The 19,478-nt window shown below is 31.3% G+C and carries 22 protein-coding genes; all 22 read right to left on the reverse strand.

What is annotated here, in order from left to right; all coding sequences use genetic code 11:
* Nucleotides 1-127: 127 nt before the first annotated feature.
* The 22 genes from NST87_RS13385 to NST87_RS13490 all read right to left on the reverse strand — a co-directional run bounded on the left by NST87_RS13385 (nt 128) and on the right by NST87_RS13490 (nt 19,247).
* A complete protein-coding gene (locus tag NST87_RS13385) occupies nt 128-607 on the reverse strand; it encodes a JAB domain-containing protein (RefSeq protein WP_001632633.1) in 480 nt (159 codons plus the stop codon).
* A 449-nt stretch (nt 608-1,056) separates the two neighbouring features.
* The gene (locus NST87_RS13390) at nt 1,057-1,467 is read right to left on the reverse strand and encodes a hypothetical protein (protein ID WP_031905644.1); all 411 of its coding nucleotides are present in this window, start codon (nt 1,465-1,467) and stop codon (nt 1,057-1,059) included.
* A gap of 21 nt (nt 1,468-1,488) precedes the next feature.
* Nucleotides 1,489-2,469: a DUF1002 domain-containing protein gene (locus tag NST87_RS13395; RefSeq protein ID WP_116486067.1), complete on the reverse strand. Its 981-nt coding sequence runs from the start codon at nt 2,467-2,469 to the stop codon at nt 1,489-1,491.
* 17 nt (nt 2,470-2,486) lie between these two features.
* A complete protein-coding gene (locus tag NST87_RS13400; RefSeq protein ID WP_116486066.1) occupies nt 2,487-3,347 on the reverse strand; it encodes a DNA/RNA non-specific endonuclease in 861 nt (286 codons plus the stop codon).
* A 12-nt stretch (nt 3,348-3,359) separates the two neighbouring features.
* Nucleotides 3,360-3,707: a hypothetical protein gene (locus NST87_RS13405; protein ID WP_084984973.1), complete on the reverse strand. Its 348-nt coding sequence runs from the start codon at nt 3,705-3,707 to the stop codon at nt 3,360-3,362.
* Between the two features lie 139 nt (nt 3,708-3,846).
* Complete coding sequence (locus NST87_RS13410) at nt 3,847-4,041, reverse strand: hypothetical protein (RefSeq protein WP_072473354.1); 195 nt, start codon at nt 4,039-4,041, stop codon at nt 3,847-3,849.
* Nucleotides 4,038-4,196 (reverse strand): hypothetical protein, encoded by a 159-nt coding sequence (locus tag NST87_RS13415; protein ID WP_162911966.1) that lies wholly within the window; start codon nt 4,194-4,196, stop codon nt 4,038-4,040. The genes NST87_RS13410 and NST87_RS13415 overlap by 4 nt, the downstream gene beginning before the upstream one ends.
* Before the next feature lie 29 nt (nt 4,197-4,225).
* On the reverse strand, nt 4,226-4,438 hold the full coding sequence (locus NST87_RS13420; RefSeq protein ID WP_084984975.1) for a hypothetical protein: 213 nt from the start codon (nt 4,436-4,438) through the stop codon (nt 4,226-4,228).
* Nucleotides 4,439-4,604: 166 nt separating this feature from the next.
* Entirely contained in the window at nt 4,605-4,982 is a 378-nt protein-coding gene (locus NST87_RS13425; RefSeq protein ID WP_120004745.1) for a hypothetical protein, read from the reverse strand.
* 32 nt (nt 4,983-5,014) lie between these two features.
* Entirely contained in the window at nt 5,015-5,236 is a 222-nt protein-coding gene (locus tag NST87_RS13430) for a hypothetical protein (protein WP_001632645.1), read from the reverse strand.
* A 1-nt stretch (nt 5,237) separates the two neighbouring features.
* Nucleotides 5,238-6,017: a ParA family protein gene (locus NST87_RS13435; protein WP_001632646.1), complete on the reverse strand. Its 780-nt coding sequence runs from the start codon at nt 6,015-6,017 to the stop codon at nt 5,238-5,240.
* 207 nt (nt 6,018-6,224) lie between these two features.
* The gene (locus NST87_RS13440) at nt 6,225-6,836 is read right to left on the reverse strand and encodes a hypothetical protein (protein ID WP_031874296.1); all 612 of its coding nucleotides are present in this window, start codon (nt 6,834-6,836) and stop codon (nt 6,225-6,227) included.
* A 17-nt stretch (nt 6,837-6,853) separates the two neighbouring features.
* On the reverse strand, nt 6,854-7,948 hold the full coding sequence (locus NST87_RS13445) for a CHAP domain-containing protein (RefSeq protein WP_031874297.1): 1,095 nt from the start codon (nt 7,946-7,948) through the stop codon (nt 6,854-6,856).
* The gene (locus NST87_RS13450) at nt 7,935-8,465 is read right to left on the reverse strand and encodes a hypothetical protein (protein ID WP_031874298.1); all 531 of its coding nucleotides are present in this window, start codon (nt 8,463-8,465) and stop codon (nt 7,935-7,937) included. The genes NST87_RS13445 and NST87_RS13450 overlap by 14 nt, the downstream gene beginning before the upstream one ends.
* 11 nt (nt 8,466-8,476) lie before the next feature.
* Complete coding sequence (locus NST87_RS13455; protein ID WP_031874299.1) at nt 8,477-10,558, reverse strand: CD3337/EF1877 family mobilome membrane protein; 2,082 nt, start codon at nt 10,556-10,558, stop codon at nt 8,477-8,479.
* 13 nt (nt 10,559-10,571) lie between these two features.
* Nucleotides 10,572-11,168: a hypothetical protein gene (locus NST87_RS13460; RefSeq protein ID WP_031874300.1), complete on the reverse strand. Its 597-nt coding sequence runs from the start codon at nt 11,166-11,168 to the stop codon at nt 10,572-10,574.
* Nucleotides 11,168-13,753: an ATP-binding protein gene (locus NST87_RS13465; protein WP_120004747.1), complete on the reverse strand. Its 2,586-nt coding sequence runs from the start codon at nt 13,751-13,753 to the stop codon at nt 11,168-11,170. The genes NST87_RS13460 and NST87_RS13465 overlap by 1 nt, the downstream gene beginning before the upstream one ends.
* A gap of 3 nt (nt 13,754-13,756) precedes the next feature.
* Nucleotides 13,757-14,215 carry a hypothetical protein gene (locus tag NST87_RS13470; protein ID WP_015585951.1) on the reverse strand — a complete coding sequence of 153 codons (459 nt, stop codon included), beginning with the start codon at nt 14,213-14,215 and terminating at the stop codon, nt 13,757-13,759.
* 15 nt (nt 14,216-14,230) lie between these two features.
* Entirely contained in the window at nt 14,231-14,527 is a 297-nt protein-coding gene (locus tag NST87_RS13475; protein ID WP_340721790.1) for a hypothetical protein, read from the reverse strand.
* A gap of 14 nt (nt 14,528-14,541) precedes the next feature.
* Entirely contained in the window at nt 14,542-15,717 is a 1,176-nt protein-coding gene (locus tag NST87_RS13480; RefSeq protein WP_070487664.1) for a conjugal transfer protein, read from the reverse strand.
* A 24-nt stretch (nt 15,718-15,741) separates the two neighbouring features.
* Complete coding sequence (locus NST87_RS13485) at nt 15,742-16,602, reverse strand: replication-relaxation family protein (RefSeq protein WP_070487662.1); 861 nt, start codon at nt 16,600-16,602, stop codon at nt 15,742-15,744.
* 53 nt (nt 16,603-16,655) lie between these two features.
* Nucleotides 16,656-19,247, reverse strand: a complete 2,592-nt coding sequence (locus NST87_RS13490) for a hypothetical protein (protein ID WP_340721791.1) — start codon at nt 19,245-19,247, stop codon at nt 16,656-16,658.
* Nucleotides 19,248-19,478: the final 231 nt, after the last annotated feature.

A 19,478-nucleotide genomic window follows, 5' to 3' on the forward strand; every position in this document is an offset into this window, starting at 1 on the left:
GCGCGAGGTCAGTTTGTATATTATGTGGTGTAGTTCGACGATTGGTTTTTATCGTCGGGCGGAACTGCATAATATACAAACTGGACGAGCGCCCGCCCCCGTTTTTTGGGGGCTTGGCTCATACCAATTATTCTAATAAATCATTTATATTGAGTTCTGTTTCTAATAACTCTAATTCTTCTAAACTTGTATAATTGTTATCACTTACTACTAAACTATCTAATACATCAATACTTAGCAATTCCCCTATAAGCTTTAATCTCTTGCCAACCATAATATCGTTGACTGATGGCGTTACATCTTGGCTTGGATGGTTATGTGCAAAAATAACTGATTTACAATTATTTAAGATTGCAACTTGAAAACTATCTCTAGGGTGTATGATTGACATATCTAACGTACCTATATGCACAGTATAAAGCGTTGTAACTTCATTTTTAGTATTTAAGCCAATCATAACAAAGTGTTCTCTTGTGAAGCTTCCTATTTCTTTTTGTAATAGCTTAACAACGTCGCTTGGTTGTGATATTTGAAACCTTTCATCTTCCATAACTTGATAATCTTGAACTAAATCTAAAACTTTTAAAATGTACTGTTCCTTTTTCATATTTGTAAATCTCCCTTTTTATTTAGTTGTTGTATTGCGATTATTTACAACAATTTCAGTTGGTTTCCTCCTTTCGTTAAATACATTATATCAAATTTATTACTCTTTAACAAGTAAATGCTTTCTAAAGTGTAAGTTTTTTTAAAAAAAGGGTTTCACGGTTTCTTCTAATTTAGATAAAGAAGCTTTAAAAGTGGTCTAAAAATTAGTAAAAGCACGATGTTAATTGTGCGTTGCTATTTTTAGCCCGATTTTAAAAGTTGATGTTCTAAATTAGAAGAAACCGTGAAACCCTTATAGACTATATATTGAAGCGGTATTTATAATAGTGGCTTGAAGCGGATTGTGTTATAATGTAATTACCTTTTTATTTAGTTTGTTGGTTTTCTCATAAGCTAAACAAACTTAAAGCCCTGCTTATGCAGGGCTATTTTTATGCTTACAAACATCTATTTTTCTAAACTTTCATTATTCAAAGCCTTTCTATAAAATAATTCGTTAAGGTCTTCAGTATTAACAGTTATTAATTTTTCACTTTTTAATTCATATTCTCTTATAAACGGTTTTTTAAGTATTGGTGCATAATAAAGTACAATTCTATATCGTGCATATTCAACCCCTAGAAGTGACATCAGTTCTATAATTAATGTTTTGTCTAATTCTGTGAAAATGGACGTTGAACAGTGTCTTAAATCATCATAAACATGTATAATATTTTTCATTTCATCAATTAATACATTGCAAATAGTTCTATCAGCACCAGGTAAACTACTCGAACAACTCATTAAATACAATAATTCGTTATTCCTAATCTTCTTTAACGATACGTTTTTTGAATTTTTATCTACATTCAATAACACGTCAAACCTCCTATTCACTGATTAAAAGATACGATTAAATAAGCTTGTAATGAAATCTATGATAGACTGTATAATTTGTAAAATACTATCCCAAATTTTTTGTACAAAGTTTCTATTTTCTTCAGTATTTAAGTCTTTAGCCTTGTCTTTAGCTTTATTTAATAAGTCGCCTGAATTTTTTTCAATACCTTTCAAAGCGTCTTTTGCATTTTTAGCAAATGCTTTAGGATCTGAAGTTAAAGCGTTAGAATTTGCAACATTGGTCATATTATCAGTTATCATTTGTTTTTGATTATCTGTTAATGTTCCCGACAACCCTCGTTCATCAAGCACTTTATTAACTATATCTTCAACTTGTTGTGGTGTTATCTGTTCATCTTGTTTTTTCTTAATATCTGCTAACTGTTGTTTAATATCTGCTATAGACGCGTTTAAAGCTTCGTCTGAATACCCGTCTTTATTTTGATTTTCTTCAGATATTGAAGTTAAATCTTGCATTTCTTTATTTGAGTTTTGAATATCTTCAGAATTTAATTCATTGCCCTTTTCTTCATAAGCTTTATAAATACCTGCTAAAGCACCTTCTCCAGTAACTTTTTCAACTGAAGCTATGTGAATTTCAGCGTCTTTAATGCCTGCTGTGATTGACGCATTTTGATATTGTTCACTTGTAACCTTTGTGATGTTATCAGGTGTGTCTATTTCTACATCTACACCGTTACCCCATTTTTTATGCTTAATAGTTGCACTTGAATATATATAACTTAAATTGCCACTATTAGGAATATATTTACTAACGTCATCAGTTGTTACGCTGTAAGTTTCATAGTCATCTTTTACGCCTAAATCATCTTCAGTCTGTTGTAAGTCTTGGCCTTCAAGATCAGCCCCTTTTATAAAAACGGGTTTATCCCAATCTTCCTTATTTTCTTCTGCTTTGGCCATACCTGGAACAGTTAATAATAGTGTTGCTACTGCTGTACTAACAATTAATTTTTTCATTTTAATTTAACTCCTTTTTAATAGTTATAACTACCGTCTTTATAATTAATTTGAACGCCTTCTTGTTTATTCGCAATCCAAACATTGATATTTATTGTTTGGCCGTCATCATTAATTGAGTAGGCTCTAACGTGTGAACCTCTTGGCACAAGTTCATCATCTTTATAAACGGGCGTAACTTCATAAAACACTTTTGTTTCAGGATTATCATACATTACATTTCTTATTTGCGTTTCAGGATAACCCATGCCCCCACCTTCAGGGACTTTATTAGATCCAACATTTTGCGCCCTAGTACCTAATGTTAAATTATGTGTTTCCATATCTCCGCCCAATGACCAGGCAAGCGAATGAGATTTATTATATATATAACCCCTATACCCATCTAATTGTAATATTTGGTTGTTTGATTTCTCGCCTTCCCACGTCTGCTTTTCAGGGTTATATGTACCATCTTTATATTCTCCTGCTACATGTACATCATAATCAAAAGACGGTCTTTCTTGTGCTTTTGAAGAATGACTTTGAACAGCTTTATTTGTAATTAACGCCGTAACTTTTCCCGCTCTACCGTATTTATCCAAATCAGGATAATCAGCCCAAAAACGATCATTACCCTTTTCATTCAGTAAGTTCTGATCTTCCTGACTTAATTCTGTCTTGTTATCATTGATAAAAGCATAGTTTTCGCTATTAGTTTCAGCACCTATTAAGTCTATATCTTCTTTACTATTTTTTATTTCAGGTGTATCTGATTTGATAAAATCACTAATAGTTGATATTAAATCATCAACTTCATTTATTGCCTTTTCCGTATCACAACCACTTAATACAATAAGCGATAATAATAAGGCTATCAGTGGTTTAAATATTTTCATTGCCTTACTCCTTTACTCAAATTGTTCAGCAACCCAAAAATATTTAGTGTAGCTTTTATTCTCATAATAAAACAAAGGTTTAGGCACAAATTTAAAGTTTTTATTTTTGACGTGCATAGTAACATTTTGTCTTGTTACACCTAGTCTTTGAGCTACTTCATTAACATCTATTAGTTGCTGCGGTTCAGAACTTTCACGAATTAAATCATCTAAATTATTATTTTGAAGCTTACCAGTATAAATAGTGTTGTTTTTCTCCATAATATACACACCTTCATTTACTGCTATATCTTGCCCGCCTTGTTGCGTATACAAAGTTTTTTCATCATTTAATAAGTTTGCTATGTCTTTTAAATTCATTGTTTTGTTTACCTCCGACCATTTTTTTGTTATTCTTAGTGTACCTTTTTTTGTGGGCGAATGTTTGATTACTTTCGTCCTATTGCGATACTTTCTAGTATCGCTTTTTTTATGCCTTCATAGTCGGAGTAAACAAACATCATATAATAATCACTTTTTTATAATCGCTTTTTTCTTTTATCATAGCTTTCGCTTCATCAATAGAATATCTTTCGTTGATATATCCTATAAACCTACCATTTTCAATAACTTGTACAACAAGATCAGCCCAAAAGTCATAAATTACATTTAATACATACACATTATTTCTAGTTTTAAATTCATCAATAATCATTGTGCTTCCTCCATTTCTTCATCAAGTTGCTTCAGTCTACACAAATTAAATTTGTCTCGAAGTTCTTCTATTGTCTTATCTCTTAAATTTTCCCTACTTTCTAAAGGATCCATTAATAATAACCATTCAATATACATTGCTTTATCATGGTTCATATTTAGCACCTCATTTATATTAAAGCCCCTTAGCGAGGCTTTTTTAAAAGTTTGTTTTGTATATACTTTGGAATTTTATTTGTCGCTGTTAGGCCAATTCCTTTTTTATAATCAATGATCTTATAACCTGAATTAACTTTAAATATTTCATGTCTACCATTCGTTATTTTTATAAAGTTATGACCTTCTTTGAAAACTTGTTCTACATCAATATTTTTAAATTCTTCTTTAGTTACAAACATCTGTAACACTCCTTTTTTGTGGGTTGCTATATCTTTTATTTATAGCGTTTGATTTGTTTCGTCCTCCTTTCAATTATTATATTATCACTTCGTTTACACTTTGACAAGTATTTATTTGCTAAAGAGTAAATATTTTTTAAAAAAATTAAAGGCCTTAGATAGACCTTTAAGCTGTAGCTTGTATCAAACCATCATATCTAGCCTTAGAAATATAAAAATAAGTTTCAGCTAATACGCGTTCAAACAAATCATTTAGATCATGTTCATTATACAAAGGGGCTTTAATTTCAACTTTTTCATCTTCAAAGTCATTAACAATTTTTACTTGATAACTATTTAAATTTAATGAGTTGTCTTGAAATACCAATTCAGTTTTTCCATTTTCTATATATATACATTCAACCTTATCAACTGTGTAATAAGTTTCAATAATATTTTTAACTTGCTGATCGTGTTTTCTATTTATTTTTTCAACCCTTTTATCATTTAACTTAAATAGAATAACCATAACAGCAACTATAGATATAAAAATAACGAATGGCATTACAAACACCCCCTTATAATTAATATATAAAATTAAAGATCATGTTTTTCTTTCAATAATGCCATTGCTTCAGAAATAATATCTACTAAATTTTCTCCTGTTTTAGCTTTCACTTGATAAGCTATAGACCAATCATCTGTATACATTTTTACCGATTTTCTAGGTCTTACATTTTTCTTCTTTTTTATCATCTCATCAAAAACTTCATCTTCTCTATATTCGTTATTTACTAAGTCGTTATTAAATTCTGACATATTATTCACTCTCCAATTTCTTTAATATTTCATCTTTAACATCTACATACATTTTCATAGTCTTTTTATCATGTGGTTTATCTTCTGTAATACCTTTTTCTCCCCATGTAACTACACGATCACTAGAACGTATATAGTTTTCAAATACGTCATCTCTAAATAGATTATTAATCTTATTTATAACACTTCTATTTGTTGAACCCTTTTGATTAACTAGATATGGTAATAGTCCTAAGAATTTAAGTGATGATTTCTTATTTTGCTGAATTTGTCCCAAATAACTATAATACTTTTTGGCTGAAGTAAAACTATCTTCTTCAGTCTTAGATGTAATTAGAACGTAATCAGAAGCGCATACAGCGTTATTAGATAAAATACCTGTTGAAGGTCTTGTATCTATAATTATATAGTCATAATTGTCTCTAAATGGCTTTAACAATGAGTTAAGTAAAAAGTATTCACCTTTTTCATCAAAGTTTTTGATTACATATTTATCGAATTTCTCTAGTGACCAGTCGCCTTTTAATAAATCCAAATTATCAGTCACATTTTCTATGCAAGGCTCTAAATCCAATTCTTTAATACCATGCATAAATGACGGATCTTTTTTAAACTGCTTTTGGTAGGTTCTTTGTAGCTTTTCAGTCAAGTTACTTTGTGGATCTGTATCTATCGCTAGTACTTTATATCCATCGTTTGCTAATAAATAAGACAATATTTCAGTTAACGTTGATTTACCTACACCGCCTTTAAAACAGCCTATTGTTATTACTTTCGTCATATTATTCAACCTCTTTTCACTCCCATATAAACACCTTTTTTTGTGGGATTATTTATTGTTATATTACCATACAAAAAGACATTTGTCTACTTGTGTCTTTGTAGCTTTGTATCTTTCTGTCTTTTTCTATCATTATCTTTGTAGCTTTGTAGTATTGTAGATTTAAAAAACAGCAAATTAAAAAGGGCGATTTAGCGCCCTTTTTAATTATTTTGGATCTCCACTTTTATTTCTCTCTAATGTAAATCGTTCAAAATTATCAATAAGCCATTTATCATTTTTTCTAACAAAATGTATCTTTCCTGATGTTTTGCTAGTTGTACTGTCTTCTTCGTCAACATCTTGTACTTTTTCTTCAAATTGAACATAAACATCATACGTATCATTTTGAGGTCTATATTCTTCTAAAAATGTTTTAACATTGGATACATCTACTTTACCAAATAAATTATTTTTTCCTCCAACATCTTCAAACAATTCTTTTTTGTACTTTTTATCTAATATTGGTGTTAAAATTTTCTCTTTCTCTTTATAATCTTGTTTTGGTTTTAAAGTAAACAAGGTCTTAACAAACTTTTTGGATTGATCCCTAATATCCTGTTCCTCTTTAGTAACTACTTTTTCATCTTGTCTCGCAATAATGTCACTCTGCTTTTTATTTTGCTTTTTTAGCTGTTTAACTTGTGCTTTATTATCTTCATTTTGCTTATTAGCTTTAGACAATTCTTCATCATAATGACGTATAGTAAATACTAATGTACCTATCGCTAATAATACTAATACTATTATTACAACCATATTTTTGGGAACCTGTTTCATCTTTAAACCTCCTTTATTTAATAAATAAAGCTATATCCTTCAGTCATTTTAATTTCTCTTTGAGAAACATGGTATGGTCCACCTTTTACATTCATCTCAGAAACAACAAATGTATTTTTGTCTTTAACATCTATAACAATACCAACATGTCCAGTTGTCATAGGTGCACCACCTGCGCCTTGTTCCGAAATCCAACATGCACCTTTTTTAGGTACTTTACCAACCTTGTATCCTTCAGCTTTGGCTCTTTCATTCCATTTATGAGCGTCATGCCAAAAAGTTGATATTGGTTTACCTATTTTTTTTCGTATTCCGTACGCATACCAAGTACATTGACCTGCTGTATATAAATTGCCTTTTCCTGGATTGTCGTTAGACCATGATGGTATTTTACCTTTATAATCTTTTCCAACATCGCCTTTTCCTTTGCCACTATCACAATCAACCTTGGCACTCTTACTACCTTCACTTAAAGATTTCATGATTTTTTTGACAGTGGGTACCCATCTAGCATTCATATTACTAGGATCATTAGAAGCACCAATAGGCGCATACTTTTTACCTATTTTTTCTGGTGTAGTTAAACCTTTTGAAATATACAAATCATGTAAGTTTTTTGCTCCGTCTTCCATACCATCTTCTATTGTTTTATAAGTAGAATCATCAATTGATTTAGTACCCATCACAGATAGCGGGTTCTTTTGAACAGTGGCATTTTCGCCACGCCCCCACATACTTTCACTAGCAATAATAGACATAAACAAATTAGGTGGTACTTTATTTTTTTTAGCAATTTTTACAATTTTGTCTGATTTACCTTCTAGCTCTCCGCCTTTAGCGTTCTGTTCAAAAACTTGTTGCCCCTTTTTTTCGACAGATCCACCACTTACTGAACAACCTGAACTGCTACCACCACTTTCGCTTTCATCTAATTCATCATCAAATGGCGCTAGCAACATCATAGACATTAAAGATACAGCAATAAATATTATGCCTAGTAAAGCTAATGCACCATATATATATAATTTTATTTTTTTCTTCTTAAATTCTAATGCTAGGTTAGTAAGCTTTTTTAAATTACCACCGTCATTTTTTTGATTAATTTTCTTCATCTGCGTCACTCATTTCATAAGAAGTAACATGATAAAATTCTGCGCCATCATAAATTATGTGATATTCATATCTATAATTCGTTGTACCTTCAGGGATAATTTGGTTTTCTATATCTTCATTAAAATCTATTGTTGCCGTATATTGTATAGTATCTAATTCATCTAATAATTCAGGATCAGCTTCTATTTCATCTAAGATGTCCGTTTCTTCTTCATCGGTAAACAATTTAATAATAGTTACTTCTTCTATGTTTTCTTCTAGGTCTTCAGCTTCATTTTTTGATAACTTCCCTAGCATGGTCTTACCTATCTTACTGCCCCATAATTCAGGTTGTCCTATCCACTTATAACCTTCTACAACAAAAACAAATACTATGAGTAAAGATAATACCGCTCTAAGCGGAGAAGGTGGCAATAACAGCACAATGCCAAACGCCAATACACAAATAGCAACAAACAATATACGCTTTTTGTAAGGCGCTAAATAGTTAAGTATATCTTGTATAATCTCTTTCATTATTTAACACCTCACTTTTTATTTCTTTTTATAGCGTCTATTCTATTTTCTGTTTCACGACTTGCTGATTTTTCTTGGGTGTCTTGTACTGGTTTTGGTTTTTTTCTGATGACTGGTTTATTTTGTGGTTTATTTGTCTGTATTTGTTCATTAACTCTTGAACTATCGTTGCCACCTTCATTTTTGTTTAATCTATCTTTAGAACTGCTATCGTTCCTAGATTGTTTAGTGTGTGAACCTTCTGTTTTTTTATCTGGTACTGCCTGCGGTTTTTTCTTAATTGTTCCGCCGTCTTTTCTATTAATTGATGGTTTACTTCCTGAACCTTCATCAACGGTATCATTTCCACTTCGTGATTTAGGCTTAGTATTGTAATTATTATTAGGATCTTGATTGCCTGGACTATCATTGCGGTTTTGTTTTTGTTTAGGTTTTTTCTTGATTTTTTGATCTTCTTTTTTCTTAATATTGTTATTAGGTTTCTTACTCTGTTCTTGCTCACTAGCTTTAGGCTTCTTGCTTATAGTGCCACCATCTTTTTTATTCACACCATTTGAAGTAGTGTTATGGTCGTTAGCTTTCTTCTTAGATATATGTTCAGTTGGTTTTTTCCTAACGTTCGTATCATTACCACCATATACTGGTTGATTACCTTGACCGTTATTTTGTTTATTTTCTTCACGCTTTTTACGGGCGTGCGCTCGTTGTTCACTGATGTTTTGTTGTTTAATAGAACTCATTACTTTTTGATAATCATTTTTTATCAATTTACCTTGCATAAACAACATGCCTAAACAAATTAAACTTAATGATATGGCTGTTACAATGTAATTCCAATTTTTTTCTTCTGAAATTTGATAAGTTACATTAATTAATGTAAACATAAGCACCAGTAAGAATACATACACGATAGACATTAGTAAGTGGCCACCTGTACGCTTGGCTGTACCTTTTAAATAGCCAACAAATGACGGTATAATTGCAATGATTAGAACACCAACCATAACAACCGCGCCTACTACAAAGCCTAATTCATAAAATTGTTTAGCAACCGCGAACAATATCGCGCTTATACCAATAATAAATGATGGTATATAGACAAAAACAGCTACTACAATTCGGCTAGTTGTGTAATTGTTACTTACTGACATATTCTTTTTATTGTCTTTTATTATGTCATTTCTTTTATCAGACTTAGGTTTATGGTCTAATATCCCATTTATCAACTTTTTGCCATCTTCAACCTTATTATCTTCGCCAGCTTTACCTCCGCCAATTTCATTTACATTAGTTGTACCAAATTCCAATTGTAACCACGGCTTCACAATCAAAATTTCATGTAATGTATTTTTCATTGTGGCCAAACCTTCTTTATTTGATACATCATTTTCGGAAACTTCAGCTTGATCTGATTGATTTTCTCCAGTCACACTTGTACTTGTATTCAATATAGTGTTACTCACATATTGGCTAAAATCTGAAGTACCTTGTATGATTGGCTTTGCGTTTGAAACATAGATAGTGAAAAGGGCTGTAAATACAATGGCTAACATAACGCCTGTTGCCCCTTTTCTCAACTCTCCTTTACTAATCGTTGCAATCAACCATACAACTACACCAATAAAAGCCCATGTTATAAATTTACCTAATCCTGATGATCCGCCTATAGCTGAAATTACATCTGCTAACTCGCTAACTATAGAACCTAATATAGTAAATTCAAAAGCTTCACTTACCAGGAATATGAATACTGAAGCAAGTATTTTATATGTTGACCATATACCATTTAAAATTTCGTACTTTGAATTTTCAGTGAAGTTATAAGCTTTTTCACTTAACCCGATAACGTCATACCAGGGTTTATCGTCTTTTTCTTCTAATACATAATCCATTGAATAGTTGTCTAAATTATGTTCTTTGTAACCGACAATATTTGATTTAACTTCAGGTAAATCATCATCTTGGTTACTTGGAAACATGCCTGAAATTGGATCTTTTTCTTTCGCAAAGGCTTCATTAACTCCTACTAAGCAAACACTTAATACCATTAGAACAGCAAGGAACCACAAAAAGCCTTTTGTTTTATCCTTCATTTATAGTTCCTCCCTACTCTAATTTTTTCAAGTCCTTCTTAGGAATACCTTTACTTTCAACTAACTTGCTATCTTCTGAAATCTTACTCATTAATTTTTCTGACAAACCATGTTTACGTTCATTAATCTGCATAATAGCTTTACCTTCTGTATTTCCATTAACTCTTTTATATTGTCCTTCTCCCATTACCAATAAATTCAGTTGTCTATATTTACCGTCTAATGCTGGTTCTCCAGGATCTAATAAAATATCTTTTACATTTGGTTTAAATACAATCGTAAATACTTTTTGCTTTTCTTTATATGGCGTTTCAAATATTGCATATTTTAACGGTTCATCTTTAGCATTTTCTAAATCTTCTTCATCTACAAATGTGTAAATCTGTTCATAGTATTCTTGCATTTCTTCTTTGTCATCTGATACATCATTTTCATCTTTTGAAATTCCATACATATCTGTTAATTTTGAATACTGGCCATTAGCCATATATTTAGTAAACTTAATAGCTTCTTCAGTATAGTCATCTTTTTTGGACTTTGAACTATCTTTACTACTACAAGCAGATAAAACAACGATTGCTATTAGTAATAAGTATGTTAATTTTTTCATTATACTTGCACCTCTTGTTTTGTGTCTTCTCGTTTTTCAAGTTGATTACTTGTATCAAACGCGTCTACTAAATGCTCTTGTAATACTCTTACATCAAGAATACCGACGCGATCATTCAAGTCTTTATAAACACATACGCCTGTTTCAAGTTCAGGCATAATCGCTTGTAAGTCTGTACTATCATCAAATCTAAAGAATTGCTGAAGTTTATTAATTTCATCTGTATTACTTTCTAAATATGCAAATAGTTGTCCGATTTGTGACTGCATGTCTTCAGGTATATCACTAAGTCTTTGTGTCATGATATGAATTGAAGCCCCTTTAGAACGGCCTTCACGGAATAAACTTTGAAAGGCTGAACGTCCTTGTGAGTTTTTGAAGTATTTCCAGGCTTCATCAAGTCCGATAACTGTTAGATCATTAGGGAACATGTTAATAAACTGTCTTTGATAAGCTGTTAAAGCATATAAAATACTATCACTTACAATATTTGCTTTTGAATAGTCTTTAGGGTCTATATCAGCGTCTGCAAGTTCTAAATTTTCTACTTGCAACACGTTTAATTGACTATTAATATCTAAAACTTCTGTATCATCAATTCTTTCTCCAAATATTAGCGTACTTAATGAGTGTGTAGTATATACATTAATTCTATTTACAAGACGCTTACAAAGTTCTTTTTCATCTTCAGTTAATGTAATATCTTTTTTCTCGCCTGTACTCATAGATGTAAGTTCTTCTGTAACCTGATTAATTTTAGGTTCATCTCTATTCGCTACATATTCTAATGCCCTGTTAATCATTGTTGCTTGATCTATAGTTGCTTCATTTCTAATAGAAATTGATAGTAAATTATGAAGTATCTGTTCTGATACACCTACAGCGTCTGATACGTCTGTAAAGATATAGAACGGATCAAGTTTACCTGCGTCTTTAGGTTTAGCTGACAAAGTAATGAAGTTTAATTGTGTACCTAATTCATCTAATTTCTTATGCCATTCACACTTATTCATTCGCTCTTGTTTAGGGTCTACTATTAAAACTTTTGCGCCCCATATTGCATATTCATAGAATAAAAGGTTTGCACCGAATGATTTTCCACCGCCTGTTTTTCCTGTATGACAAATGGCCAATGATTGGTTTTTAGCTTGTCCTGTAGACGCAAAACCTGGCATATGAAATACTGGCGTACCGTAATTTGTAGCAATTTGACCTACGTAAAAGCCGTAAGGATCGCCTAACTCGTGACGGTTTCCAAAAAATGAACTTGTCATCATGTTTATATCGCAATCTTTCACAAACTCTTTTACATATCTTCTACTTCCTGGCATACATTCAAGCAAACTTCTTAATTGTAAACCTCTTGTATTCTGAACAATGTACTGATGATTTGACATTGTTTCTTTAAGTTCATCTAATTTCCTATTTAATGCCTTTTGAGATTCGGCTGTAACTACGAATATAGCTGACATTAAGAAACTAGCTTCCCTATTTTTTTCAATATTTGCGATTAAATCATCAGCTATGTCTATGCCGTCATAAACGTTTGAACTTGCACTATCGCCGTAATCTGCCAAATGTTCTACTTGGTCTTCTAAGTTAGCTTTTTTAGATCTAAGTTTCATTAATCTTCTATCTGAACTTTGATAAGTTAATTTTAATGAAACACCTACACCAAATTGTAAGTTTCTAAGTATTTCAAGCCAACGTGTATCAGGGAAGTGCGTTTCAACTGGTACTTTTGCTAGTTGTAAAAATGAAATATAAGTATCTCTTTCTTTGCCTAACGCGTCATTTTGGTGTAATACAAGATGTTTTCTACTGCTAGGATTTGAATATGATACTGTTGATAAATCTTCTACATGGCCACGATCTCTAATTTTAGCGATTAATCTATCGCCATTGTAAACGGGTGTTAAACGTTCAAACCAATTATCATTTAAAAACGGTTCTCTTACATTTAAATTATTAGGCCATGTTATAAGCTTTGCCATTTCTACGGGTTCAATTTCTCTAAATGTAAACGGTAAGTTATTTAGCGTATTACTTAATTGATCCATTTTGTTATATGCTGTTTTAACTTTGTTAGTTGTTAATAATACGTCTTTACCAGTAATCGCTTTAGTAATAAGGTTAATTAACTTTTCTTTTGTTTCTGTGTATATCTCGCCCCACGTAACATCTTCATTAGTAAAGTTGACCATTGTACTCTTTCCTAATTCAAAGCCCATATAATAACGAACTTTGTTTTCTGATGAACCTAATTCATTTGAATTTTTTAAATGGTCAAAAATAGCGTCTTCATGTTGTTCTAATACTGGTATCAAACGCCCTCTACTGTATGAAAGATGTTGATTTTTAATTTCATCTAAGTCTTGACGTTCGGGGATAATTAAACAATGAACTTCTTTTTTTACCTCTTTAAATACACGTTTCAACTGTCTAAATTTAATTAATAATTCGTTTTCTGTATCAAAGTTACTGTGAAACCCTTCAAACTCAAACCATGCTTGCATACGGCCATCTTTAGTAAAGATGATGTTTTCTACAACTGCTTCTATATCAAAATCTAGTCTTTTAGCCATAGGTTATTTATCCTCCTTGTTTATGCGGAAATCTGAAAAGGTACGCGCTACAACTTTTTTTCTCAACTTATATGATTTCTTGTTATCTAATTCTTCACGTCCTACATAATCAGACGTTTCATTAAATTTTGTAGCCATATATACTTTTGCATATTTCACAACGTTCATATTTTCGATACTTTTTTGACCTATGAAAAAACCAAATACAGCGGGAAAACCTATATGAATGAAAAAGACAATTGCATATCTACCGTATTTCGGTAAAAAGTCTAATAATCCATTTGTTATAGGTAAGAAAAATAAACCAGGTAAAATAATCGTGAAAATAACGATTATCTGACTAACTGTCAAAGAAAAAGGCAGTGAAAAGCCTTGCTCTCCACCGCCTAAACCACGTATTAAGTTTGGTATTTCATCTAATTGTGATGAACAGTAACCAATGATTTTTTTCATATTACTCATACTATGCACTCCTTATTAGAAGCCAAAGAATTGCGCTATACTTTCGCCTAAGTTTTGTAAATTTTGCGGATCTCTAACAACTAACGCGCCGATAACACCTAAGATAATCAATGCACCTAATGCCATTCTGAATTTCTTAGATAATGCTAATGCCACAATAATAATCGCAGCGATAGCCCAATAAACAATGTTTAAGACTAATGTGAAGTTTCTTTCACCTTCACGCGCGTTATTTACTAAATCTCCACCTGCTGCCCCTAATGTGAAAGAACTAAAGTCTATTGAAGCAATTGACGTCATTAAATCTAACATTTTAAACACTCCTATTATTTTTTAGTATATTGAGGTTCACTTACTTTAATTACATTATACTTATTATCATCAAGCTTTTTAAGCTTAATTTCAAATTTGTTTCGACTTGTTAAGCCACTATCTTTTTCTTCCATTTGTACCGTTGTAATAGTTTTAAGTTCATCTTTTTTGTTTTCTTGATACACTTTCACTTCTTCAACATTTTTAATTTCAACATTGTTATTCAATAATTGTGTATCAGATTTATTATAGAAATATGTTTGCGCTGTATCTCTATCATCTGAAGCGTAAACTTTCATAAAGCTTGTAATGTAATCTTTAACATCAGGATAATTTGTTGTAACATCTCTACCATTATCAGTATCTAACGTCATTTGAACATCTGCATTTGATTTTTGTTCATATGGTAAAGGTAAAGTAACTAATTTATAGCCTTTATCGTCGCCATACACTTTAATGTATCTGTTGAATTTAACATCTTCGTGTTTATCTTCTTGTACTGTTTTAGTTTCTTCTTTATCCTTCTTGCCTTTTTTACCTTTAACTTTCTTCTTAACAGTTTTTTCTTCAACTGTCTTTTTATCTAGCGTAACTGTAAAATATATTTTTGCTTGGTTTTTATCTGCACTTTCAACATCATTAATTTTAACGTCCTTAACTGAAATACTGCCATCTATATTTTCAGGTTTAAAGCTATTATCTTCTAATGTTGAACTGTCTATATAATCACTTAAACTATCTAACCATTTATCGCGGTCTTGCTCTTTATCATAATTATAATATTTTTTTATGAAATCTTTCGCGTATTCCTGGGCGCCTATTTGTGTAGATGGATTACCTTTATTAGTAGTATCAATTTGTGAAGCTAATTTTTGATATTGTTCTCGTGCGTCGCTTGCTTTTCTATTAGCATTACCTGCATTTATCCAACTAACAACTACTAAAAACAAAGCTATGATTATGACCGCTTTAACAACGTTATAACCTTTAGGACGTTTCAATTTAGCTTTACTTAAAATTTTGTCGTCCTTACCTCTGTTTTTTAACGCCTTTTTTAACTTGTTACGTTTAAACAAACGATCTGCTGACTTCTTCTTTTTTCTATAATCTTCTGTCGTTTCTTCATTTTGTGCGGGCTTTGATTTTTGTTTTTTAACCTTTTTATCGGACTGCTTGCCCCACTTTCTCATAAGCTAACTCCTTTCTAAATGATGTTAAAGTGTTCTAAATTCATCAAAGTCTACACCTGGTTTGAAATAATTATATATTGCACCGTAAGGATTAGTCATTATGTCATCAAGCTTTGCAATCATCACATCAAAACTGTTCTGACCTTTGAAGGCGTCTTCAAAATCTACCGTTTTAAAATCACGTTTTAATTTACGATAATTTTCATCTTCATTACTCACAAATAACAAACGCCATTCATCTACAAATTCTTCAAAACCTGCATGAATATGAAATCTTTTCATAGTGTTATTTGACTGATTAAAAAAGTCTTTATATCTCACTAATTTATCGTAAGTAAATTTTCTAGCTTTTTTAGACCTTTCAACTTCTAACATAATGCCTATAACGTAACCATCTTGTCTTTCTAATAAAATTGCACCATCAGGACGAATAACATCTTCACGGCCGTCATTATATTGAAAAGTAGTTCTTTGCTCGTTTGCATATTCTAGTAAGTCAACGGCGGGTATTTTATGTCGTTCATATGATAATACAACATTATTAACGGCTAACTGGTGCATATACCACATTGGAAGCTTTTTCTCATATACTGATTTGAAATGCGTATAACCTTGCATACTTTCTAAAAACATACTACCTGTTTTAGTTAAACAATATATTGAGTTTGGGCGCTTAGCTTGTAATGTTGCTTGCGCTTTAAATTTAGTAATGTAGCCGTCTTCTTCTAATTTGGTTAATCTATTCCAAACCGCTTTTTCTGATTTCATTGAACCATCATCATTTAAATATATTGCGGTGCGTATTTGCTCGATAGTCAAATATATATGAGCTTCTAAGAAGCTAAATAATTTGAAGTCTTTTTCATTTAATGTTGTATATGACATGCCTTTCTCCTCCAATTTTTTGAGGAGAGAACGTTCCATTTTGTTAATTTTAATCAGTCCCCCTTATCTGTGAAGCCACTTAAAAAGGAACCTACATTTTTTGATTGCTCTGTTTCCTGTGAAACTTGACTGTCTTCATTCTGTTTAGTTCGTTCCTCTTGATTGACTTCGTCTTTTGATGTTTTCAAGACGACTTTAGATTTATTTAATTTAAGTTTTTTTGTTTTAGGTTTAATTTCTTGTTTTTGTTCTTTTGGCTTACGTTTAATCTCTTCCGGAACAATCGGTTTACGTTTAATAACATCAGCTTTAAATTCTTCTTGTTGCTTACCTTGATAAGTGTATTCTTCATCTTCAAAAAATGCTCTTACCATTTTAGGTATCTCTTTATAATACATACCGTTGTTAGCGCTTAACTCTACAGCTTTTTTCATAGTCCATTCGTCTGCAATTTTAGGTTCATACTGATCTTTATAATCAGCAACTTTCCCATCTTCCATAACACGGTCGATAGGTTTCACTTTAACTTGCGTTTTAACATTAACTGTTTCGCCTTCAATAACATCTTGTGTTCTCAATGCACAAACATTGTCGGGCAACTGTTTAAAATAACTTTCAGTGTAATGTTGTTCTTTTTTATCGCTACTTTTGAAGATTTTAGTTGCTAATACTGAACCACTTTCCCCCTGTCTACAAACAAAGAAATTAGATTGATTATTAACTAATGCTGATCTTAATTCTGAATTTAAATCATCTAAATTTTGTGTAGCAATTCCTAATGAATGGCCAAATTTTCTTTGTTCACTGATGATTTTAGGGAAGATAGAAGCTTGTACTTTATGCGCTTCATCAACAACTGTTAAATGAAGTAAAGAAGTGTCGGCGGGTCTTTGATCTGCAACACGATAATACATATAAGCAATGTATGAACAAAATATTTTAATTTCCTGTTCACTCATTCCTACAAGGTCATAAAATACTATATGCCCTTCGTCCATCCACTTGCGTATTGGTAGGTTAAAATCTTTCTGACAAAACAGATTTCTTAATGTACTGTTCGATTTAAATACATCTAACCTATTCAAAACAGCTTGACCTGACGGACTTTCAATTAAATCAGAAGCTTCATTATCAAAGAAATTAACCACTTCATACATTTCTGTATATGGTCTAATACGGTCAATGATACGTTTTCTAAAAATATCATCATTTTTGTATAACATTCTTATAACGGACATAATCGTATGAGTTTCTTTTGGATCATGAATTAACGCTTTAATTGTGTATCGCAATAGTCTTTCAGCTTGGGTTGCTGTATCAAAGTTTTCGCTGATAATTCTGAAAACATTATCTATCATTTCTTCAGAATTTTCGCCATGTAATTTAGCCAACAAATTACATGCTAACGGGTATTCACTATCTTTAACTTTGATGAAATGTACTTTATCCCAATCTACCTCGTTACCTTCAAAAGTTTCAAAAACACGCAATCTATTAAGTAATAACTTTATTGCGCTTCCTGAAGGGTCTACTAATGAAAAACCTGGCGTCGCTTCTGAACTTTCAACAAAGCTTTTATTGAAGTTATTCAAAATACAATTTAAAAGATTCGTCTTACCTGAACCCGTTGCGCCTGTAACACAAAATTGTTTTCTTAGTATTTCAGGTAAAATAAATACTTCCCTATCTTTAATTATAGGGTGGTCTAAAGTTCCCAATTTAAGACCCGTTGCTAAAGTGTCTTCACTTAAAGGCGTATTACCTAATTCAATATATGGTGTAAATGGCTTAATTTTATCAATCAAGCTATTATCTCGATTAATAACTGGCATATGCACAAAATTAGCTAATTCTCTTGAAGTTAAAACACTTTTACCACGTTTCCATAAATTGTACCAATCCACTACCTTAAACATTGAAGGCCTATATACAAGTTCATTTACAGACTTACATTCATTAAGAATTGTATACATATCTTTTAATAAATGCTGACCGTCATGTGAGTTAGTCGCCATACTTATCGTTGTATCAAAAGCAACATCACTATACGTAAAACGTTTGTTGGTTTCTTTCCAAATCTCCTTTTCGTAATTATCCCGATCCTTAAATTTTTGCTCTCTAATATCTTCATCAGTTTTTTTTATAGCTTTTCTTAACTTAAAACCGTAATTTCTTCTAAATCTAAATTGTACCCATGTATCAGGTTCCATAATACTAACTATCTTAGTTAAATTATCATGTTGAAAGTTTTCTATTGGATAACCCTGTTTTAAAGAATTATGTTTTAACTTAGCATAACCAAAATATGAACTTTTAGTAGGAAAATCTAAATGGCTTTCATCTGCTTCATGAAACTCTATGTTTGGATAAACATTGCTAAAATGTTTTCTAACTGAAACCATTAACTCTTTATCCCCTGCTAAATAAAAACCTAATTTACTATCCTTACTTTTTCCTCGTCTATTTTCTCTATAGATTAAAAAAGTAAACCACGGATCTCCATAAAAAAATCTTTCAAAAATATTTCTTCTAGTTGAATGAATATTTTTTAATAATTTAAAAATTTTATCAGATTTAGGGAAATCTCCTTCATAAGTTAATATTCTAAAATATTTCATATTTTTCTGTATTTTAATTATTTTCATAATATGTCTTAATATTATAGAAATTATTATAAATACAATTGCAAGAATTGCACCAGCGATCAGTGACGCTCGCGCTGTGAAATATATGAGTAGTGAGAGGATAAGGATATAGGATATGAATAAGGAGAGTTGTCTAAGAAGTTTAGACGTCATATGTGGATACCTCCCGTTTGTATTTGGTTGTCAAGGTACAGTGGATATGTCGCCCCCCGCATTTAACAAATAAAAAAC

The sequence above is a fragment of the Staphylococcus sp. FSL W8-0271 genome, from assembly GCF_038006605.1.
Classification (GTDB): Bacteria; Bacillota; Bacilli; order Staphylococcales; family Staphylococcaceae; genus Staphylococcus; species Staphylococcus cohnii.

Coding starts and splice junctions, on each gene's coding strand:
- NST87_RS13385 (WP_001632633.1), bottom strand. CDS start 607: ATGAAAAAGGAACAGTACATTTTAAAAGTTTTAGATTTAGTTCAAGAT.
- NST87_RS13395 (WP_116486067.1), bottom strand. CDS start 2,469: ATGAAAAAATTAATTGTTAGTACAGCAGTAGCAACACTATTATTAACT.
- NST87_RS13400 (WP_116486066.1), bottom strand. CDS start 3,347: ATGAAAATATTTAAACCACTGATAGCCTTATTATTATCGCTTATTGTA.
- NST87_RS13405 (WP_084984973.1), bottom strand. CDS start 3,707: ATGAATTTAAAAGACATAGCAAACTTATTAAATGATGAAAAAACTTTG.
- NST87_RS13410 (WP_072473354.1), bottom strand. CDS start 4,041: ATGATTATTGATGAATTTAAAACTAGAAATAATGTGTATGTATTAAAT.
- NST87_RS13415 (WP_162911966.1), bottom strand. CDS start 4,196: ATGAACCATGATAAAGCAATGTATATTGAATGGTTATTATTAATGGAT.
- NST87_RS13420 (WP_084984975.1), bottom strand. CDS start 4,438: ATGTTTGTAACTAAAGAAGAATTTAAAAATATTGATGTAGAACAAGTT.
- NST87_RS13425 (WP_120004745.1), bottom strand. CDS start 4,982: ATGCCATTCGTTATTTTTATATCTATAGTTGCTGTTATGGTTATTCTA.
- NST87_RS13430 (WP_001632645.1), bottom strand. CDS start 5,236: ATGTCAGAATTTAATAACGACTTAGTAAATAACGAATATAGAGAAGAT.
- NST87_RS13435 (WP_001632646.1), bottom strand. CDS start 6,017: ATGACGAAAGTAATAACAATAGGCTGTTTTAAAGGCGGTGTAGGTAAA.
- NST87_RS13440 (WP_031874296.1), bottom strand. CDS start 6,836: ATGAAACAGGTTCCCAAAAATATGGTTGTAATAATAGTATTAGTATTA.
- NST87_RS13445 (WP_031874297.1), bottom strand. CDS start 7,948: ATGAAGAAAATTAATCAAAAAAATGACGGTGGTAATTTAAAAAAGCTT.
- NST87_RS13450 (WP_031874298.1), bottom strand. CDS start 8,465: ATGAAAGAGATTATACAAGATATACTTAACTATTTAGCGCCTTACAAA.
- NST87_RS13455 (WP_031874299.1), bottom strand. CDS start 10,558: ATGAAGGATAAAACAAAAGGCTTTTTGTGGTTCCTTGCTGTTCTAATG.
- NST87_RS13460 (WP_031874300.1), bottom strand. CDS start 11,168: ATGAAAAAATTAACATACTTATTACTAATAGCAATCGTTGTTTTATCT.
- NST87_RS13465 (WP_120004747.1), bottom strand. CDS start 13,753: ATGGCTAAAAGACTAGATTTTGATATAGAAGCAGTTGTAGAAAACATC.
- NST87_RS13470 (WP_015585951.1), bottom strand. CDS start 14,215: ATGAGTAATATGAAAAAAATCATTGGTTACTGTTCATCACAATTAGAT.
- NST87_RS13475 (WP_340721790.1), bottom strand. CDS start 14,527: ATGTTAGATTTAATGACGTCAATTGCTTCAATAGACTTTAGTTCTTTC.
- NST87_RS13480 (WP_070487664.1), bottom strand. CDS start 15,717: ATGAGAAAGTGGGGCAAGCAGTCCGATAAAAAGGTTAAAAAACAAAAA.
- NST87_RS13485 (WP_070487662.1), bottom strand. CDS start 16,602: ATGTCATATACAACATTAAATGAAAAAGACTTCAAATTATTTAGCTTC.
- NST87_RS13490 (WP_340721791.1), bottom strand. CDS start 19,247: ATGAAAATAATTAAAATACAGAAAAATATGAAATATTTTAGAATATTA.